We start from the raw sequence: 23130 nt of genomic DNA, 5'->3' as shown, positions 1-23130 counted from the left end.
GGCCGGGATAGCCCGGGGGCGCGGCGGGACAAGTCCCGCCCTACGGATCCATGCGGCGCAGGTAGGTCCAGGTGGCCACGCGGGCGTTGCGCGACACGCAAAACGCCTCGGCGTCCCCGATGTAGTCGAAGCCCGCCCCCGTGACCACGCGGCTGGAGGCGGGGTTGTCCTGAAACACGCTGGCAAACATCGTGGCATTGCCAAGGGGGTTGGCCGCGATCAGGTGGCGCACGGCCTCGGACGCGATGCCGGTGTTCCAGGCCACGGGGGCCACCCAAAAGCCGATCTCGGATTGGTTGCGGTCCATGGGGGTCAGGTCGATCTGACCGATCACCTCGCCCAGGCCCGACGCGCTGGCGTCCATCACCCAGACCCGCTGGTCGCTGGCACCCGACAAGATCCGCTCCACAAAGGCCTGGGTGGCCCCGGGGGGCAGCGGATGGGGAATGTCGCGGGTGGCATTGGCCACACGTTTGTCGCCCGCGAACTGCGCGATGGGACCCGCGTCCGAAGCGCGCAGGGGGCGCAGCACGAAACGGTCGGTGGTGTAGGTCTGGATCATGGCGCGCCTCCTCCGGCAAACAGGACAAACAGGACCGATGCCACGGTCAGGGCGGCAAGGGTCCACATCAGACCGCGTTCGGCCGGGGTGCCCGCCACTCGCGCGGCCAACAGCGACCCGGCTGAGGTATAGATGGGGTGCAGCACCACCTGACACAACAACAACACGGCCGCGATGATCGCCGTCGCCTCGAGGGCCGGGGTGCCGGGGGCGGTGAAGGCGGTAAAGCCCGTGGTGATCATGGCCCAGGCCTTGGGGTTCAGGGGGTGCACGATCAGCCCGGCGGCAAAGCCCGGGGCCGCCGCCCCCGCCTGCCCCGGTTCCAGCCGCAGGTTGGCCACCCGCCACGCAAGATAGATGATATAGGCCGCCGAGATGTACTTCAGCCCCAGAAACACCAGCGGATAGGCCGACAGCACCCCCATCAAGCCAAAGCCGATGGGCCAGATGATCAACTGCTTGCCCAAGGCTACGCCCGCCACAAACGGCAGCGCCGCGCGCAGGCCGAACCGCGCCCCCGTGGTCAGCAGCGCCATGTTGGCGGGACCGGGGGTGCCCACCTGGCTGGCGGCGAAGACGGCGAAACTGGCGATGGCGACGCTCATGGGGTGGCCTGCCAATCGGTGCGGGTCAGGTGACAGGTCACATCCGGGCGCATCTGGTCGAGGGCCGTGCAATAGGTGCGCCCGCGTCCGGTGATCGTGAAGCCGAGACGGTGCAGGATGCGCGCGCTGGCGCTGTTGCCCACGAAGTACCCGCTTTCGACCACGTCGCGGTCCGCGAAGGCCAGCGGCAGGGCGGCGCGCGCGGCCTCGAACCCGAAGCCCTGCCCCCAGACCCCGCGCATCAGCCAAAAGCCAAAATGATCCCCCGTCGAGACCGCCCCCACCACGGCGCGCTTGTATTCAATCGCCGCCAGGTCCGGCCAGCGGCTGTCCCCATGGGGACAGGTCAGGTGCAGGTCGTCGGGGGTGAAAGGATGGGGCACCTTGGCCAACCATTGCGACACCGCCAGATCGCCCAGGCCCAGCACCACTGCCCCCGCGTCCGACGCCGAAAAAGGGCGCAAGGTCAGGCGGTCGGTCTGGATAGGGGGCGGGAGCATGGACATGCAGCCTGCTTTCACAAGGGGGGCACAACGAAAAAGGGGACCGGCTTGCACCGATCCCCCTTGTTCAAAACCTAAAGGTCAGCGCTTATTCTGCGGCCTCGGCCACCGGCAGCACGGAAATAAAGGTACGGCCTTTGAACCCTTTCTTGAAGGTCACAGCGCCCTCGGTCGTGGCGAAGATCGTGTGATCCTTGCCTTGACCCACGCCTTCACCCGGCCACCATTTGTTGCCGCGCTGACGCACGATGATGTTGCCTGGGATGGCGGCTTGGCCACCGAACAATTTCACGCCAAGACGACGACCCGCAGAGTCGCGACCGTTCCGGGATGAACCACCAGCTTTTTTGTGTGCCATGTGTCCTTACTCCTTTTCAGCGGCAAACGCGGTGGCTTGCTCGATCCAGTTGTCGCGCTCGATGCGACCTTTGAACGACAGCTTGTCATCCATGTATGCGATTTCTTCGGGACCCCAAGCGGCGATCTGGTCGAAGTGGAACACACCGATGCTGTGCAGGGTGCTTTCCAGTTTTGGACCCACGCCAGAGATCTTGCGCAGATCGTCCGCACCACCCTCGCGGGCCTCGGTCAGCAGGTTCTCGGGGCGCGTGCCTTCTGCCGCAGGTGCCTCGGCAGCGGCGGCCTTGGGCGCGGCTTTCTTGGCAGCGGCCTTCTTGGGGGCAGCGGCAGCGGCGGTGGCCGCAACGGCAACACCGGCCACGGAACCCGCACCCACAGCAGCCTTGACGCCCGTGGCATCGGCGCCCGAGGCAAGGATGTCCGTGATGCGCAGCAGGGTCAGCTGTTGACGGTGGCCCTTGGTCCGCTTGGACGAGTGCTTCCGACGACGCTTGACGAAGTGGATCAGCTTTTCGCCCTTGATCTGGTCGATCACGTCGGCTTGCACAGCCGCACCGTCCACCAGTGGCGCGCCGACGGTGACGCTGTCACCCCCCAGCATCAGCACTTCGTTGAATTGGATGGTTTCGCCGGCATCTGCCGCCAGCTTTTCGACGCGCAGAACGTCACCGGATTTGACCCGGTACTGTTTGCCGCCTGTCTTGAGGACTGCGAACATCGCATGTTTCCTTTGTCAGTCGCATCCTGTGGTCCTGGATCAAGCCCAGAGTTTGGTACCGCGGACAGCGTGCCCCAAGGGCATAATTGCAAAACGCCGCGCGGAACGGTCCCCGAGCGGTCGTGAGGGGCGTATGGGGGATCAGGCTGGGGCTGTCAACACTAGATATCCTCGGCCACCATATAGCCCGCGACCGCCCGGCCCAGATCCCGGCTGACGGTTTCGAACAGACGGTTGAAGCCGTCAAAGATCACGCGGTTGAAGGCCTGAGCGGCAGAGGTTTCGGCAAAGGCGGTGTAGGTGCGCAGCTCGTCATCGGTAAAGCTGGCGTAGGCCACGGCCAGATAGCCATACAGCCATTCCTCCATCTCGGCGCGGATCTCGGGTTCCTGACTGTACACCTCACGCAGCATCTGCTCTTCGGTCATGGCCTCGGGCAAGGCGCCCCCCGCCTCCATCCCCCGGTAGAAGGCGAAGTTGGAGTTCATGCCGCCCACCACGTTCTGGGTCACAAGGTCATAGGCCTGAATGAAATCCGTCAGCAGAGGCACGCGCGGGTCGTCCTCTTCGCGCAGGACCACACCGGCGGCCAGCGTGGCATCGCGGATCGCGGGGTCGATCATCTGGGCGCGCACCTCGACCTCGGCGGTAATGAATCGTTGGCCAAGGTCGCTGCCATAAAACGCGGTCAGGGTTTCAAGGTCCGCGCGCGTCATGTCGCCGGGCCAGTCCTGCACCACAAGGGCGAACAGGCGGTCGGCGTCATAGATGGCCTGCGCCTGCGTCATCCACCCTGCCCCGCCGCGTCCCGGGAACATGTCCCGTTGCAAATCGGGGGCAGAGGCCAACCCCTCCTGCGCAATGATCTCGACCAGCGGGGCCAGCTGCACCATTTCGATCAACTGGTCGGCCAACTGACTGTCGGTCGCGTTGGGAGCGGTCTGCGCCGTAGCCAAGGTCGGCAGCGCGACCGTGCCCGCAACCGGGGCCAGTGCAAGAAACGAGGTCATGATGATGCGCAGCATAGGGCTCTCCGGCGGTTGGGCTGTTTGGGGTATAGATGGGGCACGCGGGGCCATTGGCCAAGCCCTTTGGCCGCCGATTGCCCGCAGCCCGGTCAAATCCGCGAAAACACGCTTGCGCGGGGCCGGGTCATGGACTATTCCGCGCCCACCAAAGGGCCGCCACTCGCCCCTTGGTCGCGGAGAGGTGCCGGAGTGGTCGAACGGGACGGTTTCGAAAACCGTTGTGGATGCAAGTCTACCCAGGGTTCGAATCCCTGTCTCTCCGCCAAACTTCACCCCACGCGACATATGGTGCGCTGCGCTGGTGCGCGCCCTCCGCCCAAGGGTATCTGTGGAACAATAAGGCAGGCACCTGTTTATGTCATTGACCGCCCGGCCCGGGGGCGCATTGTAGAGCGTACCAGTTGTGGGGGCGCTATGAAGACGACGACACGGGCCGTGGTGATTGGGGGCGGGATTGCAGGATGTTCCACCCTGTATCACCTGACGCAAGAGGGGTGGACCGATGTGGTCCTGGTGGAACGGGACGAGCTGACCTCTGGTACCACGTGGCATTCGGCGGCGCAGGTGACGAATTTCGGGGCCAACCAGACCATGGTGGGCCTGAAGTCTCATTCCATCGCGCTCTACCGTGACCTCGCCGCCGACCCGGACTACCCGGTGGATTACAACTACGGCGACGGCGGCATCCGGCTGGCCAACACCCAAGCGCAGATGGAGGGGTATCGCCATTTCGCCTCCATGGCGCGGGGGATGGGGGTGGAGTTCGAGGTGCTAGACGCCGCCGAATGTGCCCGCCGTCATCCGTTGATTTCGACCGACAACCTGTTGGGCGGGCTTTGGGACGGGTCCGACGGCCACATCGACCCCGCGCAACTGTGCCAAGCTCTCGCGCGCCGTGCCCGCAAAGCAGGGGCCGAGGTGTACCGGGGCACCTCTGTCACCGGGCTGACCCAGCACGCCGACGACACATGGACCGTGCACACTGACAAGGGCGACATAGACTGCGAGGTGGTGGTGAACGCCTGCGGCTACCGCGTGAACGAGGTGGGGGCCATGATGGGCGTGCACCACTCCGTCATGTCCATGGAGCATCAGTATTTCGTCACCGAAGACATCCCGGCCGTGCGCGACGCGGGCCACCGCATCCCCCTGCTGCGCTGCCCGATCAGCGACTACTATTCGCGGCAGGAAAAGAACGGCTTGCTGGTCGGGTTCTATGAACAGGACTGCAAGACATGGGGCATGGACGGGATTTCGCCCAGCTTTACCAATGACCTCTGCCCCGACGATCTGGACCGCGTGATGGACGTGCTGGAGGGGGCGTTTGAACGGATGCCAGCCCTGACCGAGGTGGGAATCAAGACCGTGATCAACGGCCCCATCACCTATACCATCGACGGCGCGCCCTTGGTCGGTCCGATCCCGGGCAAGCGCAATGCCTTTTGCATCATCGGGTTGCGCGCGGGTCTGGGCGAGGGCGGCGGCCACGGCTGGCTGTTGGCACAACAGATCGTCCACGGCGAGGCCTGCTATGACACGTGGTGTATCGACCCGCGCCGATTTACCGGCCATGCCAATGTGGAGTTGACGGCCCTGAAGGCCATCGAGGACTACCAAAACGAATTCCGCTTTCACTTCCCCAATGAACACCGCCCCGCAGGCCGCATGGCCAAGACCACGCCCCTGACCCCGGTGCTGGCGGCGCAGGGCGCGCACTTCACAGTCGTCAACGGCTGGGAACGGGCGGAGTTCTTTGCCCCCGATCTGCGCGTCACCCATGGGTTCGGGTTCGACGAATCCTTCGACGTGGTGGCGGCAGAGGTCGCGGCGGTGCAAAACGATGTGGGCCTGTGCGAGGTCAACGGCTTCAACCGGTTCGAGATCACCGGGACGGACGCGCACGCCTTCCTCGATCACATGATCTGCGGCCGCCTGCCCCGGCGCGCAGGCCGTGTGGGCCTCGCCTACCTGTTGAACCACCGCGGCTGCGTGAAGGCAGAGGCGACGATTGCCAATCTCCCCGCCAGCGACCGGGGGCCGGATCGCATCTGGTACGGGTCCGCAGCGGCGGCGGAGTTCCACGACATGGACTGGTTGCAAAGCCACATCGGCGAGCGGGACGTTCAGATCCGGTCCCTAACCAACGACCAGACCATCCTTGTGCTGGCCGGCCCCAAAGCGCGCGCTGTGATGCAGGCGGTCTCTCGCGCCGACTGGTCCCGCGCGGCCTTCCCATGGCTCAGCGTGCGCGAGTGTTTCATCGGCTACGCCCCCGCCACCGTCCTGTCGGTCAGCTTCAGCGGCGAATTGGCCTATGAAATCCACGTGCCCAATGCCGCCCTCTATGCCGCCTACACCGCCCTGCGCGCCGCAGGCACGGCCCATGGGCTGCGCCTGTTCGGGGCCTTGGCCGTGGAGTCCATGCGCATGGAAAAGGGCTATCTGCACTGGAAGGCGGACCTGATCACCGAATTTGACCCCATCCAGACCGGCCTGTCCCGTTTCGTTGACATTTCCAAACCCGATTTCGTGGGCAAGGCGGCGCTGGCGGCGCGCGCGGACGATGGCACGCGTCTTGTGACGCTGCTGGTGGATCACGCGAGCGGGCGGGCGATCCCCGGGGCCTCTGTCCAACTGGGGGACCGGGTCGTGGGCACCGTCACTTCTGGCGAATGGGGGCACCGCACGGGCCACAACATCGCCTATGCGTTCGTGACCCCCCATGCGCGCGACGGCGATCTGACCATCGACATCTGCGGCCACCATGCCCGGGCGCGCATCGTGGACGGCGCGCTCTATGATCCTGAAATGACACGTGTAAAGGCCTAGACCATGACGAAATCTCTGACCGCCCGCCCCTGGGTGCCCGCCCTGTGCGAAACCCGGGTCCAGACCATCGCGCGCGACACCGCTGCCATGGCGTCGGACCAGATCGCCGCCCGGATCGAAGCGTTGGCCGCCCGCAACAAGGCGATCCACGAGGCGGAGTGTTTCAACCTCAACCCCGCCACCAACATCATGAACCCGCGTGCGGAGGCCTTGTTGGCCTCTGGCATAGGGTCGCGCCCGTCCTTGGGCTATCCCGGTGACAAATACGAAATGGGCCTAGAGGCGATCGAAGAGATCGAGGTCATCGCCGCCCAGCTGTGTGCCGAAGTCTTCGACGCGAAATACGCCGAAATCCGGGTCCCCTCGGGGGCGCTGGCAAACCTGTATGGCTTTATGGCCACCTGCCAGCCCGGCGACACGATCATCGTGCCCCCCGCGTCCATCGGCGGGCATGTCACCCACCACGGGGCCGGGTGCGCTGGGCTTTACGGGTTGCGGATCATCGAGGCCCCGGTGGCCGCCGATGGCTACACCCTGGACGCAAAGGCGCTGGCGACCCTGGCCCGGGACACGCGGCCCAAGCTGATCACCGTGGGCGGCAGTCTGAACCTGTGCGAACACCCCGTGGCCGAGGTCCGCGCCATCGCCGATACGGTCGGGGCAAAGGTTCTGTTCGACGCCGCCCACCAATGCGGCATCATCGCGGGCGGCGCGTGGCGCAACCCTCTGGCCGAGGGCGCGCATATGATGACCATGAGCACCTATAAATCCCTCGGCGGCCCGGCAGGCGGCATCATCGTCACGAACGAGGCGAACCTGGCACAGCGGCTGGACGCCATCGCCTTTCCCGGCATGACCGCCAACTTTGACGCGGCGAAATCCGCGGCCCTTGCGGTCACCTTGCTGGACTGGCGCGACCACGGCGTGGCCTACGCGCGGGCGATGATCGACTTGGCGCAATCCTTGTCCCAAGAGCTGACCGCCCTGGGCCTGCCGGTGTTCACAACATCCAATGGCCCCACACACTCCCACCAGTTCGCGCTCAAGGCCGCGTCCTTCGGCGGTGGCCAAGCGGCCTCCAAAACCCTGCGCCGGGCGGGCTTTCTGGCCTGCGGGATCGGCCTGCCCATCGCACCCGTAGACGGCGATATGAACGGGCTGCGCATCGGCACGCCGGAACTGACCCGCACGGGCGTCACCCCCTCCGACGCCCCGCGCATGGCCAGCCTGATCGCAAAGGGCCTTGCGGGCGAGGACATCGCCGCAGAGGTCGCTGCGTGGCGGCAAACCTTTACCACGTTGCACTACATCAACCCCTAAGGCCCGGGCCATGGCCTCATTGTTCCAAAAATACCTCAACACGGTGCGGGCAACACGGACAAACGGGGGAAATGGCGCACCCATCAGGATTCGAACCTGAGACCTCTGCCTTCGGAGGGCAGCGCTCTATCCAGCTGAGCTATGGGTGCTCCTGCCGCTCGGATAGCGCGCACGGCAGGTGCGTGCAATACCTATCTGATCTGGGACAGCACCGAACGGGCCGCGCGCAGGCCGGGGGCGGGACCGCCCTGCCCCAACCGCTCCATGGTCAGGGCCATGGCCGCGCGTTGGGTGCCTGCATCCGTCAAAAGCCCCGACAGGGCCGGGGCGATGGCGGCGGGCACACAGGCGGTCCCCAGAAACTCCGGCACGGCGCGGGTCTGGGACACAAGGTTGACCAGCGTTACCGTGTCAATCTTCAGCTTGGACGCGATCAGGCGGCGCGAAATCCAGTTCATGTCGTAGGCGATCACCATGGGCGTGTCGCTGGCGGCCAGTTCCAGACTGACCGTGCCAGAGGCGGCCAGCGCCGCATCCGCCGCCCCGAAGGCCGCGCGTTTCGTCACCGGATCCGGGCCAAGGACCACGGGCGCGCCGGGCCAGCGGGCGGTCAGGGCGCGCACGCGGTCGGTCTGCGCCGCCACGGTGGGCACGACCACACGGGCCGTCGGGTGGTCCGCCAAGACGCGGGTCAGGGTGTCGCCAAAGATCCCCGCCAACCGGTCAATCTCGGACCGCCGCGACCCGGGCAGCGCAAGGATCAGGGGCGCATCCGGGGCGATGCCGTGATCTGTGCGAAAGGCCGCAGCCTCCGCCGCCGTGGCCTGCGGTTCCGCCACCACCGGGTGGCCCACGAAATCGCAGGTCATGCCAGCGGCCTGCATATAGGGCGGCTCGAAGGGCAACAGGGCCAGGACGTGGTCGATGTGGCGGGCCATCTTCTCGGCCCGGTCCTCGCGCCACGCCCAGACCGAAGGGGCCACGTAGTGCACGGTGCGCAAGCCGGGGTTGGCCGCACGGGCCTTGGCCGCCACGCGCAGGCAGAAATCCGGGCTGTCGATGGTGACCAACACGTCCGGTGCAGTGTCGGTCACGGCCCGGGCGGTTTCAGAGACGCGCGCCAGCAGCTTGGGTAGTTTTGGCAGCACCTCGGCGATGCCCATGACGGTCAGCTCTTCCATGGGAAAACGGCTGGTCAGGCCCTGGGCCGCCATCTCCTCGCCGCCCACGCCGTCGAAACTCACGTCTGACGCCAGCGCGCGCAAGCCCGCCATCAAGGCCGCCCCCAGCCGGTCGCCAGAGGGTTCGCCCGCGATCACGAACACGCGGGTCATGGCGCAGGCACGGCCCAAAGAAACAGGCCATGGCGCTGGCACGCCGCCCGCAGGCCCGCCTGATCCAGCACCAGCACGCCGCCCGCCTCGATCACGATGCCGTTCAGACCGGCGGCGGCGACCCCGTCTGCGGTCGCAGGGCCAATGGTGGGCAGGTCGATGCGCCGGTCCTGTCCGGGCTTCGGGGCCTTGAAGAACAGGCCACCGGGGGGCCGGGGAAACTGTCCGCAGGCGCGCGGGCGGGTTTTGGCGCGCCATCCCCGGACAGCCAATCGGCCACTCCGCCAAAGGCCCAGTCGAAAGGGTCGCCCTTGTCCACAATGGGGGTGGTGGGTTGCGGGGCCGGTTTGCGCAAGGCGCGCAGCATCCAATCCGTGCCCGGCGTCGCCTCCACCGCCAGCACCTGGCCCCGCGCCACGACGCAGCCTTGACCGACGTCCACGGCGGACAGCGCCCCGTGCACGGCACGGGCGCGGCTGAGGTCACGTTTGTCCTGTTCGGTGACGGTGCCCGTGACGACCCCCTCGGCCAGAACCAGATCGGGGACGATGTCTTGCACCGCCTGTGGCGCAATCCCGGCGGCGTCAAAGAAATCCAGCAGCACCCGCAGGGCCGCGTCATCGCCCTGCTGCATCGCCTGCATCATGCGCGGCACAAGGGGCATGGTGGCGGCGTCGATCCGGGCGGGGTCGATGGGCGGACGCGCCACGCTGCCTGCAAAGCAGATCCGGGTCACGCCACGCGCGCGCAGCTCCGCGATCAGCGTGCCAAGGGTTTCGATGGAAAACGTCACATCCACCGGGATATCCGGTGCAAACCCTTCCAGCGCGCAGACCACGTCCATCCGCGCCGCGGCGGTCACGATGGAGGGCAGCGCCCCCTGCCCCGCAAACAGCGCGATCATTTCGGCGTCAGGAACCCACGGTCGGAGGATCCCAACACGAAGGCCACCATCTGTTGCACAAAGGCGCTGTCGTATTCCTCGCCCAATCGTTCGGCCCGCTCCGTGAAGGTCCCGTCGCCCTGTTTCAGGGTCAGGAACGCGGCCCGCAAGGCCATGATATCGGCCCGGGCCACCCCGCGCCGTTTCAGGCCCACAAGGTTCAGCCCGTCCAGTTCCGCGCGCGGCCCCTGCACAAGGGCATGGGGGATCACATCCGCCGTCACCATGGACAAGGCCCCGATGATCGCCCCGCGCCCGATGCGCACGAACTGGTGGATGCCCGACAGCCCGCCGATGATTACCTCGTCCTCGATCACGCAGTGCCCGGCCACGGCGGAGTTGTTCACCACGATCACCCGGTCCCCGATGATGCAGTCATGGGCGATGTGACACCCCGCCATGAACATGCCGTCATCGCCCACTTGGGTCAGGCCGCCGCCCCCCTTGGTGCCGGTGTTCATGGTCACATGCTCTCGGATGCGGTTGCGCGCGCCGATCACCAGCCGGGTCTTTTCGCCCGAGAATTTCAGGTCCTGGGGGATTTCACCGATGCTGGCGAAGGGAAAGATCACCGTATCCTCGCCCACCTCGGTGTCGCCCGTGACCACCACGTGGGACTTCAGCGCGACCCGCGCGCCAAGGCGCACCTCTGGGCCCACAAGGCAGAACGGCCCCACCGAGGCCCCCGCCCCGATCACGGCACCGGGTTCAACAACGGCGGAAGGGTGGATGTGCGCGCTCGGATCAATCATGGGTTCAGGCCTTGGGCAGGTCCATCATGGCGGTGAAATCCGCCTCGGCGGCCATTTCCCCGTCCACGGTGGCCACGCCCCGAAACTTCCACACCTTGCCACCGGGCTTGCCGCGCGTGGTCTCGACCCGCATTTCCAACACGTCGCCGGGCACCACCTTGCGGCGGAATTTACAGTTGTCGATGCCCATGAAATAGACCAGCAATTCCTTGTCCGCCATATCCATGGCCACACCCACCATCACCGCAGAGGTCTGGGCCATCGCCTCGATGATCGTGACACCGGGCATGATGGGGGTGGCGGGGAAGTGACCCTGAAAATGCGGCTCGTTGAAGGTGACGTTCTTGATGCCCACAGCCGAGTGATAACCGTCGATGTCGCGCACCTTGTCTACCAGAAGGAACGGATAGCGGTGGGGGATGATCCGCTGGATCAGATGAATGTCGGCCTCGGTCGGGGGGGCGCGGTGTCAGTCATGGGGGCCTCTTGGTTCGTGTGGTGTGCCAGACCTAGCGCGCCCGTCCCGCGCCCACAAGGTGAACGGGGGCCGTAGGCGGAGTTCAGGGTCTGGTCACTCCGCCTCGGGGACCAGTTGGTCGGGGCGCGGCACAGGTGCGGCCAGCGTATCGGCCACCTCTGCCAGCCCCGGGCCTTCGCCCAGTTGCGCGTCAATCCGGCGGATGGTCAGGGCGGTGATGTCTACCTGCCCGGCCACCGCGACCACATCGCGCCGATCCAGCACCAGCAGCGCGCCGGTATCGGCGATCACCTGTTCCAGCACCGCATTCGCCTCGCGGGCGAACAGGGCCCGGGCGGCATCCAACTGACGGCCCAGGGCATCGGACTTGGCATCTTGGGCGCGGCGGATATCCTGCACACGGCCGTCAAACTCTGCCGCCATGGCGCGGAATTCCGTAGGGTCCGTGGTCAGGCGCAGCTCGGTCAGGGATTGCTCTTCTGCTTCAAGAAGGGCCTCTATCCGCCTGTTTTCACTAGATAAAGTATCGCGCGCCTCGGCCAGATCGGCCTGAATACGCTGACCAAACAACGAGTCGCTGAACAACAGGTCTTGGTTCAGCACAACAATCGGCAAGCGCGGCAGGCCCAAGTCCTGCGCCCCGGCGGGCAAGGCCAGCCCCAGGCAGGCACACAGGGCCAGCGCGCGCAGCACCATGGCCTAGAACCGGGCCTCAATGGTCAGATCGAAGGATTGTTCCTTGTCGTAGCTTTGGGCGTCCAGCGCTTCGGTAAAGTTGAACCGAAGGGGGCCGATCTGCGTGTCCCACAGAACGCCGAACCCGATGGCACTGCGGATGTGCAGATCGTCGTCCACAGGGTCATTGCCCGCGACACCGCCATTGGTGTTGTCGAGGCCCCAGACAGACCCGACATCATAGAACACCGCGCCGGACATCCCGTATTCGTCCGGCACGAAGGGCAGCGGGAACTGCGCCTCGGACCGCAGGGCAAAGTAGTTGTTGCCGCCAAGGGCGTCGGGCGCGGCCCCGGCCCCCAATTCGCGCGGCCCGATCCCGGCGGATTCAAACCCGCGCAAGATGGATTGGCTGTTGAAGAAGCGGTTTGCCCGGCGGGAGGTCGTGTCACCCAGCGACGTGATATTGCCGCCCTCCAGGGTGACGAACAGGGTGACTTCTTCGTTCCAGACCTTGGTGACTGCCTGCGCCTCGAAGCTGGTCTTGACGAATTTCTCGTCCCCCCCAAGGCCCGCATATTCCTGCGACAGCGACAGCAGCACGCCGCGGTTGGGATCCAGCCCCGTGGTGCGGGTGTCATAGGTCCAGTTATAGCCGATGGAGGAGGTGGTATAAGCCCCCTCGTCCGCCGTCAGAATGGCGGATGTTTTCAGGGGCGCCGTTGACTGGTCGTTCAAGACCAACGTGTCGCGGCGGATCGCATAGGTCAGCCCCAGCCGACTATGCTCGCCCGTGCGGAAGCCAAGACCGACGTCAAAGCTGACCTCTTCGGTCTGGAAACTGGCATTGTCATCGTCGGTGGTGACGTAGCCAATGCCCGTTGTGAAGGCCAGATCGCGGTTCAGGAAGTGTGGTTCGGTAAACCGGATCGAAGAGTTCTGTGCCGCGCTGCTGGTATCGATGTTAAAGCGCACCGCTTGCCCGCGCCCCAGAAAGTTCGCCTCGGAGAAGTTGATGGCCAGACCGGCCCCATCCTGCACCGAATAGTTCAGACCGAAACCGAGGGACCCTGTGGGCTGCTCCTCCACGTCCACATCCACGATCACGCGGTCGGGCGACGACCCCTCGCGGGCCGACACCTCGGCGTTCGAGAAAAAGCCCAAGGCGCGGATGCGCTCGGCGGCGGCACGGATGGCGCGGGGGTTCAACGGATCGCCTTCGACCGTGTCGAACTGGCGGCGGATCACGCGGTCCAGCGTTGTGGCGTTGCCCTCGATGTCGATGCGTTCGACGAAGATACGCTCGCCCCGCTCCACGACAAAATCCACATCCAGCGTCAGATCGGCGTCGTTGCGGGTGATGCGCGGGGTGACGCGGATGAACCGACGCCCCTCGCGGGTGGCCAGCAATTCCAGCCGTTCGATCATCCGGTCCACGGCGGCGGGGTTGTACACCTGCCCCTCGCGGATTTTCTGTTGGGCCTGATAGGCCTCCAGGTCGATATCCAGATCGCTGGACACGGTGACATTGGCAAAGCGGAACTGCTGCCCCTCTTGCACCCGGAAGGTCAGGAAATAGGCGTTGCGTTGCGGCGACAGCTCTGGCGTGACGGACAGGACCTGCGCGTCCACGTAGCCGCGGGACAGGTAAAAATCGCGCAGCAACTGCTGATCAAAGGCAATCCGGTCCGACACGAAGGTGTCCGATTGGATCAGGGCGCGGAAAATACCAGCCTGGGAGGATTCAATGACCCGGCGCAAACGGCGGTCCGAATAGACACGGTTGCCCACGAAGGACACCCGCTCCACCTCGGTGACGCGGCCCTCGCCAATTTCGAACACCAGATCTACGCGATTGTCAGAGCGGCGGATGATCTTGGGCGACACCGAGGCCGCCAAACGCCCGCTGGCGGCATAGGCCTCTGCGATGGCTTCGGCGTCCCGCTCGGCCTGCGCGGGGTTGTAGACCCGGCGCGACTGGCTGCGCACGATGCGCTGCAAATCCTCGGTATCGAGGTTGTCGTTACCTTCGAAACTGATTTCATTGACGGTCGGGAATTCCTGCACCACCACGATCAGGCGGTTGCCTTGGGGCACCAGCTCCACCCGTTCAAACAGGCCCGAGGCCTGCAAACGCTGGAACCCGTCGTTCAACTGACCCGCGCTGACCGTCTCGCCCGGGGCGACGCCGATGTAGCTCAGCACGGTCGCGTCTTCGATCCGCTGGTTTCCGTCCACCTCGAAACTGGTGAACCGGAAACTCTGGGCCATGGCCGACGCCGACAGCATCACAGTCATAGCGGTTGCCAGCCCCACACTGCGGACGGACAGGCGGCGTTTTGTGTGCGCAGGCATAGGGGGACCCTCTTTATCTCTCACCAGATATAGGGTCTGTAACGTGGCCCGCCGGGGTTGTCAAAACGAACCCGAGCCCAAAAACAAAGCGCGCCAAGGCCAAGCCCCGCGCGCTTTGCGATACGTCTTTGCGTGCCCGACTTACAGAGAGCCGAGGTAGCACGCCAACAGGATCATCGCGCTGACGATCAGCATCGACAACATGCGGTCGATGTTCAAACCGACGAACAGGCTCAGCCCTTTGTATCCGTGTTGAATATGTTTCATTGCACCATTCCTGTCTTGCCCAACATTTTGCTGAAGATGCCCCCGAATTGGGGCGCAAATGGGGCATGGATGGGGCGAGTGTAGGGTATTTAGTCCGGCTTTGGACGTTTCTCGTAGGCCGACAGCGCCCGTGTCCTCCCCTCGCCCGCGCCCACGATCGGGGCCAGCGGATAGCCATCGGACACCTTCATATCCCAACTGACCGGGATCGCGTCGAAATAATCCAGCGCGGTTTGCGGGGCATTTGGCTGCTGTTCCGCGATCCAGCGGCGGCGATAGACCGATTTGGGGTCAAACTTCTCGGCCTGGGTTTCGGGGTTGAACACGCGGAAATAGGGGGCTGCATCGGGCCCGGACCCGGCGGCCCACTGCCAGCCCATGGCGTTGCTGGCGGGGTCCCAGTCGATCAGGCAATCGGCGAACCAGTCCAGCCCCACCTTCCAGTGGGTCAGCAGGTGTTTGGTCAGGTAGCTGGCCACCAACATCCGCGCGCGGTTGTGCATGGTGCCGGTCACGTACATCTCGCGCAGACCCGCATCGACCACAGCCATGCCCGTGCGGCCCCTGCGCCATGCCTCTGCCTGATCGTTGTCGCCCTGCCAATCAAAGCCGTCCCATTCGGGCCGCCAGTTTTCCGTGGTGATCTGGGGCGTGTGATACACCAAATGATAGGCAAAATCCCGCCAGATCACTTCCTTCAGAAAGGTCTCCGCCCCGGCCTTGCCCTCTGCCATGGCGCGCTGTCCCGCGTGCCAACAGCTGCGCGCACTGATCTCGCCATAGGTCAGGTTTTCCGACAATCGGCTTGTGCCGTCCTGGGCCAGCATGTCGCGGGCGTCTGCATACCCCTCCACCTTGTGGCCCGTAAACGCGCCCAGCCGTCCGCGCGCGGCCTCTTCGCCCAGATTGATGTGTTGGGCGACGATGGCGGCCCCCCGGCCCATGGCACGGCCCAAGTCCCAATCGGCAATGTCGTCGCTGTCGGGCCAGGCCTCAGGCGCCGGGATCGTCGCAGGCGTCGGCAAGGGGTCCGCCACGGCGCGGTCGCGCACGGCTTTCCAGAACGGGGTGTAGACCTTGTAGAACCCGCCGGTCTTGGTCTCGACGGTCCAGGGCTCGTTGATCAGGTGTCCGTTGAAACTGTCCGCCGCGATGCCGTCCTCGCGCAGGCCATCCTTGACGCCCGTGTCCCGGTCCCGCGCGATGGGATCATAAAGGCGGTTCCACACGACCCGCTGCGCCCCCGTCTCGGCGATCAGGGCGCGCAGCACATCCAGCGCAGCCCCCTTGCGCAGGATCAGCCGACTGCCCTGCTGCGCCAGCGTTTGGCCCATATGCTCCACCCCACGGCCCAGACGCCACAGGGGGGCTGCCCCCTGCGCCTCGGTCTCGGGGTCCAGGATAAAGACCGGGATCACGGGGCCAGCCCTCGCGGCCTCGGTCAAGGCGGGGTTGTCGGCCAGCCGCAGGTCGCGGCGCATCCAATAGAGTGTCGGTGCAGTCATGGTTCCTCCGTTGGACCTCACCTAGGTCCAGTGAACCCCATCGCCACCCACAAAAGGTTAACAGGACGAAATCGGGGGGCTTTTCGGGGTGGGTTTCGGGGGTAAAACCCAGATCGGTCCAAAGGGGCCTCGTTAACCAAAAACGCCACGCTGGTCAGGCGTGGCGTTTGGCATGGTTTAGGGGTAACCTTTAGGCGTTCACATCGACCACGACACGGCCCTTGACCTGACCCTTCAGGATGTCCGCGCCCAGCTGTGGCAGGTCGGACAGGGTTGCGGGCTGCACCATCGCCTCCAGCTTGTCCATGGGCAGGTCGCTGGCGATGCGGTTCCATGCTTTGACCCTATTTTCAAAGGGTTGCATGACGCTGTCGATGCCCAGCAGGTTGACGCCCCGCAACAAGAACGGCACCACCGTGGCGGGCAAGGCAGCGCCCCCGGCCAGCCCCACCGCCGCGACGGAGCCGCCGTACTTCATCTGCCCCAGCACCCGGGCCAACATCGCGCCGCCAACGGCGTCCACGCAACCGGCCCAAGTCTCTGATTCCAATGGTCTTTTCACGGTTTCGTTGATCTCGTCCCGGGCCACGATGCGGCTTGCCCCAAGGGATTTCAGGTAGTCCGCCGTCTCGGGCCGACCGGTCACGCCCGCCACCTCGTAGCCCAGATTGGCTAGGATCGCGGTGGCAACCGACCCGACACCGCCCGCGGCGCCGGTCACAAGAACCTCGCCTTTTTCGGGGGTTAGGCCATGATCTTCCAGCGCCATGACCGCCAGCATCGCCGTAAAGCCCGCCGTGCCCACGGCCATCGCCTGCCGCGTGGTCAGCCCCTCTGGCAGGGGCACCAGCCAATCGCCCTTGACCCGCGCCTTTTGGGAATAGCCGCCCCAATGCGCCTCGCCCACGCGCCAGCCCGTCAAAACCACCTTATCCCCTTGTTTGTACTTGGGATTATCGCTGGCCTCGACCGTGCCGGCAAAGTCGATACCGGGCACGTGGGGGTAGTTGCGTACAAGGCCGCCGCCGGGGCCGATGCACAGTCCGTCCTTATAGTTTACCGTTGAATAGTCGACCGCCACGGTCACGTCGCCCTCGGGCAGGCAATGGGGGGCCATTGCCTCTACGCTGGCGCTGGTTTTGCGGGTTTCTTCGTCGCGGGTCACCACGAGGGCGTTGAACGTCTCTGACATGAACTTCTTCCTGTAGTGTGTTGATTTATTTACCGGGACCAGACCAGTCGATGGGGCAAATCTCGGCGGACTTACCCCAGAAATCCCAGATGCGACCATAATCACGCACCTTGGATTTCAGCCCACGCGCGGCAATGATATCGGGCCCCATCCAGTATTTGGAATTGGTGATCATCACCGGGTGATCTGGGGACGCGCCGTCGATCATCTCGATCTCGCCCTGAATCTTGCGACCCACATAGAGACCCCGTTTCTTGCCCTCGCGGACGATCTCGACCTTCTCACGCTCGGCCCCGACAATCTCGCTGACCAGCATCGTGAACAGCCCCGTAGTGCCCCCGGCCTGCCCGCTGAAGATCTGTAGTAAGCCATTGTAAGCCTTGCCAGAACTGCGGTCGTCCACATAGGCCGCGACCTTCCAGCCGCCCTCGCCCATGCGGCCCGGAATCTCGACCATAAGGCCCACGTTCAGGCCCGACAGATCCTCACCCTCGAAGTGGCCTTCATCAATCGCAATGGCCATCCACGCATAGCAATGCCCCTCTGTGGGAGGGTACGCGCCCAGCGACACCACGCATGGACAGAACACCGTGCAAGAGCAGTTCAGGAACAGCTCCCCCTTGATGGCCCATTCGGTGGGGTTCATCTTGCGGCGCTTGGGGTTGGCCATGCGGCTGTCGATGCGCTGACTGATGGGCAGGCGGTCCGCGTCGGGACGTCGCTTGAGGGTCATGTGCTATCCTCCTGTAATCATAGGGATCGTCAGCACGTAGACGCCCCCCAGTACCAGCAAAACGCCAGCGGGTTTCGTGACCCGGTGGCCGATTTGCGGCAATTTTTCGAGTACCATGAACAGGGTCGCGGCCCCCATCCACAAAAAACTCATGACGCCGCCGACAAAGCCAAGGGCCATGAACCCCCAGCAGCAGGCCACGCAGAACGCGCCAAGGCCCAGCCCCATGCGCAAACCACCCGCAAACCCGGTGCGCCAGTTGCCGAGGAAGTAGGACATTGGGCTATGACAGACGCCGTGGCAGATTTCTTTCAGCCGTGTGAATTGATACAGGCCCACTGCGACCAACAAAAGCCCGGAAATCCAAGCACTTGTGGCGATGCCGAGGTCGTCGATCAGGCCCATTTGCAACAGGCCCACCTGAAGGCCCGCAATGCCAACCGCGAAGGCGACCCAGACCACGAAGTAGCCCAGCAGCACGCCCGACCACCCCGCCCGGGTGCCATCGGCGCTGCGCATCAGGTCCTCGTAGGTGCGCAAGGTCGGCACAAGGGTCGGCAGCATCATCGCCGCCATCATCAGCGCCCACATGATGGCCAGCGGTGTAAACTCCGTCATCATGGATCGCATCATCGGGTCCGACAGTGCCGCGTCTGTGGTCGGTCCGGGGCGTCCGATCAGGTCCAATCCCAGCCCCGTCGCCATCATGTACATGATCGCCCAAGCGCCTAGGATAGCGGCAAAAAAGCCCAGCCAGAGTGTGGATCGCACGATACCTGACACGCGCACCTCCCTTGTCACACGACTCAAATTCCCCTAATCAAATGTCAGACTTTTGAATGTCAGACAATAGATATGCCCAAAACAGACCTGTCGACCACCATCGCTGACACCCTGCGCGCGGACATTCTGTCGGGCGCGCTGCTGACCGGCGACCGCTTGCCGTCCGAGGCGGACCTTTGCGCGCGGTTTGACGTCAGTCGCGGCACCGTGCGCGAGGCATTGAAGCGGCTGGCCGCACAAAACCTGATCCGCACACAGCGCGGGCACTCCGGCGGGGCCTTTGTGAACCGCCTGACCTACGACGCGGCGGTAGACAGCCACATCAGCACCTCGACCCTGTTGTTGTCCATGAACGCCGTCAGTTTCGAGACCGCCTGCGAGGCACGCTACACGCTGGAACGGTCTGTGGCCCATCTGGCCTGTGCCCGCCACACCCGCGCCCATCTGGACACCATGGCCGCGCAGATCACCCTGCAAGGCACGCCGGACCTGTCGGACGAGGATTGGTGCGCCAGCGACGTCGCCTTTCACCGCGCCCTTGTGGATGCCGCCGACAATCCGGTGCTGTCCTACCAACTGGCCGGGGCGGTCGAGGCGATGCAGCCCTTGATGAACATGATCACCTTCAAGGCGCGGGACCGGGCGCGGATCATCGCCCTGCACCGCGCGATTGCCACCGCGCTGCAGGCGCAAGACCCCGCCGAGGTGATCGCCCTGCTGCGCGAGTTGGAGGCCTATACGCTGGAATTGGCCGATAGTTTCCGCGCAAGTCGGGCCGCACGCGCCTAATCCCCTTGCCGCCCCCCGGGGTGCGTCATAGTTTGCGACCAAAGCAATGGTCCAAAGGGGAGTGACCACTATGACAAAGCAATTCCTACTTGCAGGGACAGCCCTGACACTGATGGCCGGCACCGCAGCCGCCGACATGCTGGTGTTTGACTACTCGGGGTTCGAGGATCCGATCTTTCACCCCGATTACGTCGCCACCCACGGGGAAAGCCCCGACTTTGCGTTCTTCGGAGATGAGGACGAAGCGTTTCAAAAGTTGCGCTCGGGGTTTGAGGCGGATGTGACGAAGGTTTGCGCGGGGTCCGTGACCAAGTTCGTCGAGTCCGGCATCGTGGAGCCTTGGGACCTGTCGCAAATCACCGAATGGGAAAACCTGGACCGCAACCTGACCGGGGAAGAGATCGGCGCGGGGAGTGATGTTTTCTTCATCCCGTCGGAGTTTGGGTCCACCGCCATCGCCTACAACACCGAAGAGGTCCCGGCGGAAGATGTTGCCTCTCTGAACGTGTTTCTGAACCCCGAATACGCCGGTCGCGTGACCATCCCAGACAACGTGGATGACGCCTACGCCCTGGGATATCTGGCCACGGGCACCACGAATTGGCAGAATGCGACGGACGAACAATTCGAAGCCGCCAGCAACTGGCTGCGCCAAGCCCATGCCAACCTGCGCACCTATTGGGTCGATCCCGGTGAGTTGAGCCAGTTGATGGCCAGCGGCGAGGTGCTGGTCAGCTGGGCGTGGAACGAGACCTACCCCACCTTGGCGGACGAAGGCTTCCCTGTTGGGTTCCAGCGTGAGGCAGCAGAAGGGTCCAGCCTGTGGTTGTGCGGCTACCTGAACATGGCGGACGGCCCCGGCGATGAGGGCAAGGTGTACGATTACCTCAACGCCTTCCTGTCGCCCACCGCAACAGATGCGCTGTTGGAGTCGGGCTATGGTCAGGCCAACGCGGCGGCCATGGCCACCAAGGGAGCGGACGCGCTAGAGGCATCGGGCTTGGGCGAGATCAGCGCCCCGATCCTGGCCCAACTGCCCATGAGCGCCGAGCTGCGCGCCAAACAGGCCGCAGAGTTCGAAAAGATCAAAGCCGGTTTCTAAATAACGGCGCAACGATAAAGGCCCCGGCGGAGTTGATCTGCCGGGGCCTTTTTCATGGGCTTGGTTTACAACGGAGCGACAGATGATTGATATTCTGAACTGGGTGGCGGCCGCCCTGTCCATCGGCCTTGGGGCTGTGGGATGGCTTGCCCCGCGCTACACCATGGGCGTGCTGTCCATCAAGGCCACGGACGCCGAGGGGATGGGCACGTCAGAGGTGCGGGCCGCATCCGGCGCGTTGTTCATCGGGCTTGGTTTGGGGGCGTTGATCCTGGCCACCCCTGCGGCCTTTGCGATGGTCGGCTTTGCGTGGCTGGGGGCTGCGGTAGGACGCACCACATCCCTGATCCGCGACGGGATCACGCGCCAAAAGCTGACCTTTGCCGCAACGGAATGGGTCGTGGGCCTTGTGACGATCTGGATCAACCTGACCTGATCGCGCCCGCCTATCGCAACAGACGCGACCCGGAAACGGTTGCTGTCTGAACCGTGGACGAGGACATGCCAACGGTCCGATTGATATTGAAGATGTTGGTCATCGGTGTGCCGCATGCGTGCACAAGGGCATTGGGGTCGATCATCATGTAGGATTCCGACTCTACATAGACCGAGGCCATGTCGGTCGCTATGGCCCGGATATTGACATGGGGCGCGACCACGGTGGCGGCGTACATCTCTGACTCGATGGGTCCGTGATCCACTTTGACCGCCGTCAGGCTCAGCAGATAGACCCGCGAAAATCCGTCGGAGCAGTAGGTGTCCTTTCCGATATAGACGTTGCCGCCCAGGGCCACTTCGCCCTCCGACAGGATAAACGTGCGGTCCAGCGTGATGGTGGCGGTCGGATCGGACGTGACCTTGCCGTGCACAATGATCATCAGGTCCGGATTGTAGAAGCCATCGGCAAACTTCACATCGCCGTCGACAATGAAGATCCGTTTGCCATAGGCGTTGTTGCCACTAAGGGTGAGGTCGCCGTTGACATAGTCGAGCCGCACCTTGTCCCCCGTTGCGATCCCCATGAAGGACGGGATCTGGGAGCCGGCAAACTGGGTCGTGTAAGACGCCGTACTTTGACCGGGTTGGTCGCCATTCATGGTAAAGTACTCTTCCCAGCGTTTTGCCAGAATGGGCAAGATCACAAGGGGCTGGCTGGCACTGCCTGTTTCCACCGTCTTGGGCGCGGATGGCTGCGTCGAAACGCCCACAGGGGGACCGGATGTGAAGGCGCCCAGTTGCACGTCACCTGCACGGCGGGATGTGATGGCCGATCCATAGGCGAAGAAGTCCCCTCCCTCCGACGTGACGCTCAGATCTCCGTGCAGGCAATGGGCGCCGTTGAAGGCACCGTCGCCCCCCAGTGCCAACGTGTTTTCCGTGATGAAGATGCTGTCATTGCACTGGACGGTTGCAGGGTTTGTCGGGTCGGTCGTGTCTACGGTACGGCTACGGGGGGCTGCGACAGCAGTGGTCGTGATGTCCAGCGTGTCATACCCCGCAAGGCCCAGCAGGAAAGTGCCCAGGCCGTTGCCCCGTGCGGCGGTGCGGTTGGCGGTGACCATAACCGCGTCCACGTTTGTTTCGTCTTCGATGAAACGGCCCGAGACCGAATTGTAGGTCCCGAATTGCACATCCTGTATGCGCACGATGTCACCATAGACCAGCGGATCAAGGTTTGCCTCGGCCACTGCTATGGCTGTCTCGCGGGCCTTGTCAAAATCATCCATATGCATGGCAGCGGCGAAAACGGCGGCGTCTGTGGCCGCTTGCAGCTTGGCCTTGGTGCGCCAACTGTTTGCACTATCAATGGCCGCGCCCGAAAGCATCAACACTAGCAGCAGCCAATACAGGCCACTGACCGAGGCTGTGCCCGCCTCTGGATCGCCTTGCCATTTGAACGCAGACGCAATCATGCGCCCGCCTCCCGGGCCATGACAACCCGCCCTTCTAGGATCGAGTCGCCGACAAAATTATCACCAAAGACCAACACATCCGAGAATTTTGCCTTGATCGAGACGGCAAAGAAGTCGCCAACCTCCGTCACGCTGGACGTGTAAAAGGTCGCGTCGGGCCAGCGCAGGTTGACCACTTCATCGATATCCGCCACCGCAAGCTTGCCGATGGCGACCTGCCGCCCGATCTCGCGGGCGACGTCGATCATCTCGGCTTGGCGGGTCAGAAGAATGGTGCCGTCCGCGGCCAGCATGATCACAGCCACAAGAACGATCAGCCACAGGCAGAATTCGACTGTCACTGCGCCGTCTGTGCCTTTGATAAACCGTTGCATGTCACAATTC

General features: G+C 64.3%; 23 protein-coding genes, 2 tRNA genes and 2 pseudogenes. 6 read left to right on the top strand and 21 right to left on the bottom strand.

Going from position 1 to position 23130, the window contains the following annotated elements; translation table 11 throughout:
• Window positions 1–40 precede the first annotated feature (40 nt).
• The 6 genes from ACZ1G0_RS08350 to ACZ1G0_RS08325 all read right to left on the bottom strand — a co-directional run bounded on the left by ACZ1G0_RS08350 (window position 41) and on the right by ACZ1G0_RS08325 (window position 3773).
• Entirely contained in the window at window positions 41–562 is a 522-nt protein-coding gene (locus tag ACZ1G0_RS08350) for a GNAT family N-acetyltransferase (protein ID WP_472736520.1), read from the bottom strand.
• Window positions 559–1167: a LysE family translocator gene (locus ACZ1G0_RS08345; RefSeq protein ID WP_472736519.1), complete on the bottom strand. Its 609-nt coding sequence runs from the start codon at window positions 1165–1167 to the stop codon at window positions 559–561. The genes ACZ1G0_RS08350 and ACZ1G0_RS08345 overlap by 4 nt, the downstream gene beginning before the upstream one ends.
• Window positions 1164–1667, bottom strand: a complete 504-nt coding sequence (locus ACZ1G0_RS08340) for a GNAT family N-acetyltransferase (RefSeq protein WP_472736518.1) — start codon at window positions 1665–1667, stop codon at window positions 1164–1166. Before ACZ1G0_RS08340 ends, ACZ1G0_RS08345 begins: the two co-directional genes overlap by 4 nt.
• A 91-nt stretch (window positions 1668–1758) precedes the next feature.
• Window positions 1759–2028, bottom strand: coding sequence for a 50S ribosomal protein L27 (rpmA, locus tag ACZ1G0_RS08335; protein WP_472736517.1), 270 nt, complete (start codon window positions 2026–2028; stop codon window positions 1759–1761).
• Window positions 2029–2034: 6 nt separating this feature from the next.
• A complete protein-coding gene (locus ACZ1G0_RS08330; RefSeq protein ID WP_472736516.1) occupies window positions 2035–2748 on the bottom strand; it encodes a 50S ribosomal protein L21 in 714 nt (237 codons plus the stop codon).
• A 161-nt stretch (window positions 2749–2909) separates the two neighbouring features.
• Window positions 2910–3773, bottom strand: a complete 864-nt coding sequence (locus ACZ1G0_RS08325) for a DUF2059 domain-containing protein (RefSeq protein ID WP_472736515.1) — start codon at window positions 3771–3773, stop codon at window positions 2910–2912.
• Between the two features lie 178 nt (window positions 3774–3951).
• Here ACZ1G0_RS08325 and ACZ1G0_RS08320 point away from each other — a divergent pair.
• The 3 genes from ACZ1G0_RS08320 to ACZ1G0_RS08310 all read left to right on the top strand — a co-directional run bounded on the left by ACZ1G0_RS08320 (window position 3952) and on the right by ACZ1G0_RS08310 (window position 7925).
• A tRNA-Ser gene (locus ACZ1G0_RS08320) sits at window positions 3952–4041 on the top strand.
• A gap of 149 nt (window positions 4042–4190) precedes the next feature.
• The gene (locus ACZ1G0_RS08315) at window positions 4191–6605 is read left to right on the top strand and encodes a GcvT family protein (protein ID WP_472736514.1); all 2415 of its coding nucleotides are present in this window, start codon (window positions 4191–4193) and stop codon (window positions 6603–6605) included.
• A gap of 3 nt (window positions 6606–6608) precedes the next feature.
• On the top strand, window positions 6609–7925 hold the full coding sequence (locus tag ACZ1G0_RS08310; RefSeq protein WP_472736513.1) for an aminotransferase class I/II-fold pyridoxal phosphate-dependent enzyme: 1317 nt from the start codon (window positions 6609–6611) through the stop codon (window positions 7923–7925).
• A 72-nt stretch (window positions 7926–7997) separates the two neighbouring features.
• Here ACZ1G0_RS08310 and ACZ1G0_RS08305 read toward each other — a convergent pair.
• The 13 genes and pseudogenes from ACZ1G0_RS08305 to ACZ1G0_RS08245 form a co-directional block, all read right to left on the bottom strand.
• Window positions 7998–8074 (bottom strand) — tRNA-Arg (locus ACZ1G0_RS08305).
• Between the two features lie 42 nt (window positions 8075–8116).
• Window positions 8117–9259, bottom strand: coding sequence for a lipid-A-disaccharide synthase (lpxB, locus tag ACZ1G0_RS08300; RefSeq protein WP_472736512.1), 1143 nt, complete (start codon window positions 9257–9259; stop codon window positions 8117–8119).
• Window positions 9256–9486: pseudogene (gene lpxI / locus ACZ1G0_RS08295) on the bottom strand (UDP-2,3-diacylglucosamine diphosphatase LpxI domain-containing protein); the annotation flags it as partial. The pseudogene lpxI and the gene lpxB, both read right to left, overlap by 4 nt.
• Window positions 9487–9674: 188 nt before the next feature.
• A pseudogene (locus ACZ1G0_RS08290) lies at window positions 9675–10103 on the bottom strand (LpxI family protein); the annotation flags it as partial.
• Between the two features lie 56 nt (window positions 10104–10159).
• A complete protein-coding gene (gene lpxA, locus ACZ1G0_RS08285) occupies window positions 10160–10954 on the bottom strand; it encodes an acyl-ACP--UDP-N-acetylglucosamine O-acyltransferase (RefSeq protein WP_472736511.1) in 795 nt (264 codons plus the stop codon).
• A gap of 4 nt (window positions 10955–10958) precedes the next feature.
• The gene (gene fabZ / locus ACZ1G0_RS08280; RefSeq protein ID WP_472737783.1) at window positions 10959–11396 is read right to left on the bottom strand and encodes a 3-hydroxyacyl-ACP dehydratase FabZ; all 438 of its coding nucleotides are present in this window, start codon (window positions 11394–11396) and stop codon (window positions 10959–10961) included.
• A 129-nt stretch (window positions 11397–11525) separates the two neighbouring features.
• Window positions 11526–12128 carry an OmpH/Skp family outer membrane protein gene (locus ACZ1G0_RS08275; RefSeq protein WP_472736510.1) on the bottom strand — a complete coding sequence of 201 codons (603 nt, stop codon included), beginning with the start codon at window positions 12126–12128 and terminating at the stop codon, window positions 11526–11528.
• A gap of 3 nt (window positions 12129–12131) precedes the next feature.
• A complete protein-coding gene (gene bamA, locus ACZ1G0_RS08270) occupies window positions 12132–14462 on the bottom strand; it encodes an outer membrane protein assembly factor BamA (RefSeq protein ID WP_472736509.1) in 2331 nt (776 codons plus the stop codon).
• Between the two features lie 141 nt (window positions 14463–14603).
• Window positions 14604–14729, bottom strand: coding sequence for a hypothetical protein (locus ACZ1G0_RS08265; RefSeq protein WP_472736508.1), 126 nt, complete (start codon window positions 14727–14729; stop codon window positions 14604–14606).
• Window positions 14730–14818: 89 nt separating this feature from the next.
• Window positions 14819–16234, bottom strand: a complete 1416-nt coding sequence (locus tag ACZ1G0_RS08260; RefSeq protein WP_472736507.1) for a cryptochrome/photolyase family protein — start codon at window positions 16232–16234, stop codon at window positions 14819–14821.
• Between the two features lie 190 nt (window positions 16235–16424).
• The gene (gene acuI / locus ACZ1G0_RS08255; RefSeq protein WP_472736506.1) at window positions 16425–17426 is read right to left on the bottom strand and encodes an acrylyl-CoA reductase (NADPH); all 1002 of its coding nucleotides are present in this window, start codon (window positions 17424–17426) and stop codon (window positions 16425–16427) included.
• Between the two features lie 25 nt (window positions 17427–17451).
• Entirely contained in the window at window positions 17452–18159 is a 708-nt protein-coding gene (locus ACZ1G0_RS08250; protein ID WP_472736505.1) for a DUF1326 domain-containing protein, read from the bottom strand.
• Between the two features lie 3 nt (window positions 18160–18162).
• A complete protein-coding gene (locus ACZ1G0_RS08245; RefSeq protein WP_472736504.1) occupies window positions 18163–18942 on the bottom strand; it encodes a DUF2182 domain-containing protein in 780 nt (259 codons plus the stop codon).
• 72 nt (window positions 18943–19014) lie between these two features.
• On the opposite strand from ACZ1G0_RS08245, the gene ACZ1G0_RS08240 reads away from it, so the two are divergent.
• From ACZ1G0_RS08240 to ACZ1G0_RS08230, 3 genes are all read left to right on the top strand, one after another.
• Entirely contained in the window at window positions 19015–19731 is a 717-nt protein-coding gene (locus ACZ1G0_RS08240) for a FadR/GntR family transcriptional regulator (protein ID WP_472736503.1), read from the top strand.
• A 70-nt stretch (window positions 19732–19801) separates the two neighbouring features.
• Window positions 19802–20833, top strand: a complete 1032-nt coding sequence (locus ACZ1G0_RS08235) for an extracellular solute-binding protein (protein ID WP_472736502.1) — start codon at window positions 19802–19804, stop codon at window positions 20831–20833.
• Window positions 20834–20915: 82 nt separating this feature from the next.
• Window positions 20916–21269: a DUF4345 family protein gene (locus ACZ1G0_RS08230; RefSeq protein WP_472736501.1), complete on the top strand. Its 354-nt coding sequence runs from the start codon at window positions 20916–20918 to the stop codon at window positions 21267–21269.
• 10 nt (window positions 21270–21279) lie between these two features.
• On the opposite strand, the gene ACZ1G0_RS08225 is transcribed toward ACZ1G0_RS08230, so the two are convergent.
• Together ACZ1G0_RS08225 and ACZ1G0_RS08220 are read right to left on the bottom strand one after the other, a co-directional pair.
• Window positions 21280–22746, bottom strand: coding sequence for a pilus assembly protein TadG-related protein (locus ACZ1G0_RS08225; protein ID WP_472736500.1), 1467 nt, complete (start codon window positions 22744–22746; stop codon window positions 21280–21282).
• Complete coding sequence (locus tag ACZ1G0_RS08220) at window positions 22743–23120, bottom strand: TadE/TadG family type IV pilus assembly protein (protein ID WP_472736499.1); 378 nt, start codon at window positions 23118–23120, stop codon at window positions 22743–22745. Before ACZ1G0_RS08220 ends, ACZ1G0_RS08225 begins: the two co-directional genes overlap by 4 nt.
• Between the last annotated feature and the right edge of the window lie 10 nt (window positions 23121–23130).

The sequence above is a fragment of the Thalassobacter sp. HA4-2 genome (assembly GCF_055693705.1).
Note: the sequence above shows the minus strand (reverse complement) of the source record. Positions and strands in the feature narration are given on the sequence as shown.

Excerpts from the sequence above, each read along its gene's own strand:
- ACZ1G0_RS08350 (WP_472736520.1), bottom strand. The coding sequence starts at position 562 with ATGATCCAGACCTACACCACCGACCGTTTCGTGCTGCGCCCCCTGCGC.
- ACZ1G0_RS08345 (WP_472736519.1), bottom strand. The coding sequence starts at position 1,167 with ATGAGCGTCGCCATCGCCAGTTTCGCCGTCTTCGCCGCCAGCCAGGTG.
- ACZ1G0_RS08340 (WP_472736518.1), bottom strand. The coding sequence starts at position 1,667 with ATGCTCCCGCCCCCTATCCAGACCGACCGCCTGACCTTGCGCCCTTTT.
- rpmA (WP_472736517.1), bottom strand. The coding sequence starts at position 2,028 with ATGGCACACAAAAAAGCTGGTGGTTCATCCCGGAACGGTCGCGACTCT.
- ACZ1G0_RS08330 (WP_472736516.1), bottom strand. The coding sequence starts at position 2,748 with ATGTTCGCAGTCCTCAAGACAGGCGGCAAACAGTACCGGGTCAAATCC.
- ACZ1G0_RS08325 (WP_472736515.1), bottom strand. The coding sequence starts at position 3,773 with ATGCTGCGCATCATCATGACCTCGTTTCTTGCACTGGCCCCGGTTGCG.
- ACZ1G0_RS08315 (WP_472736514.1), top strand. The coding sequence starts at position 4,191 with ATGAAGACGACGACACGGGCCGTGGTGATTGGGGGCGGGATTGCAGGA.
- ACZ1G0_RS08310 (WP_472736513.1), top strand. The coding sequence starts at position 6,609 with ATGACGAAATCTCTGACCGCCCGCCCCTGGGTGCCCGCCCTGTGCGAA.
- lpxB (WP_472736512.1), bottom strand. The coding sequence starts at position 9,259 with ATGACCCGCGTGTTCGTGATCGCGGGCGAACCCTCTGGCGACCGGCTG.
- lpxA (WP_472736511.1), bottom strand. The coding sequence starts at position 10,954 with ATGATTGATCCGAGCGCGCACATCCACCCTTCCGCCGTTGTTGAACCC.
- ACZ1G0_RS08275 (WP_472736510.1), bottom strand. The coding sequence starts at position 12,128 with ATGGTGCTGCGCGCGCTGGCCCTGTGTGCCTGCCTGGGGCTGGCCTTG.
- bamA (WP_472736509.1), bottom strand. The coding sequence starts at position 14,462 with ATGCCTGCGCACACAAAACGCCGCCTGTCCGTCCGCAGTGTGGGGCTG.
- ACZ1G0_RS08265 (WP_472736508.1), bottom strand. The coding sequence starts at position 14,729 with ATGAAACATATTCAACACGGATACAAAGGGCTGAGCCTGTTCGTCGGT.
- ACZ1G0_RS08260 (WP_472736507.1), bottom strand. The coding sequence starts at position 16,234 with ATGACTGCACCGACACTCTATTGGATGCGCCGCGACCTGCGGCTGGCC.
- acuI (WP_472736506.1), bottom strand. The coding sequence starts at position 17,426 with ATGTCAGAGACGTTCAACGCCCTCGTGGTGACCCGCGACGAAGAAACC.
- ACZ1G0_RS08250 (WP_472736505.1), bottom strand. The coding sequence starts at position 18,159 with ATGACCCTCAAGCGACGTCCCGACGCGGACCGCCTGCCCATCAGTCAG.
- ACZ1G0_RS08240 (WP_472736503.1), top strand. The coding sequence starts at position 19,015 with ATGCCCAAAACAGACCTGTCGACCACCATCGCTGACACCCTGCGCGCG.
- ACZ1G0_RS08235 (WP_472736502.1), top strand. The coding sequence starts at position 19,802 with ATGACAAAGCAATTCCTACTTGCAGGGACAGCCCTGACACTGATGGCC.
- ACZ1G0_RS08230 (WP_472736501.1), top strand. The coding sequence starts at position 20,916 with ATGATTGATATTCTGAACTGGGTGGCGGCCGCCCTGTCCATCGGCCTT.
- ACZ1G0_RS08225 (WP_472736500.1), bottom strand. The coding sequence starts at position 22,746 with ATGATTGCGTCTGCGTTCAAATGGCAAGGCGATCCAGAGGCGGGCACA.
- ACZ1G0_RS08220 (WP_472736499.1), bottom strand. The coding sequence starts at position 23,120 with ATGCAACGGTTTATCAAAGGCACAGACGGCGCAGTGACAGTCGAATTC.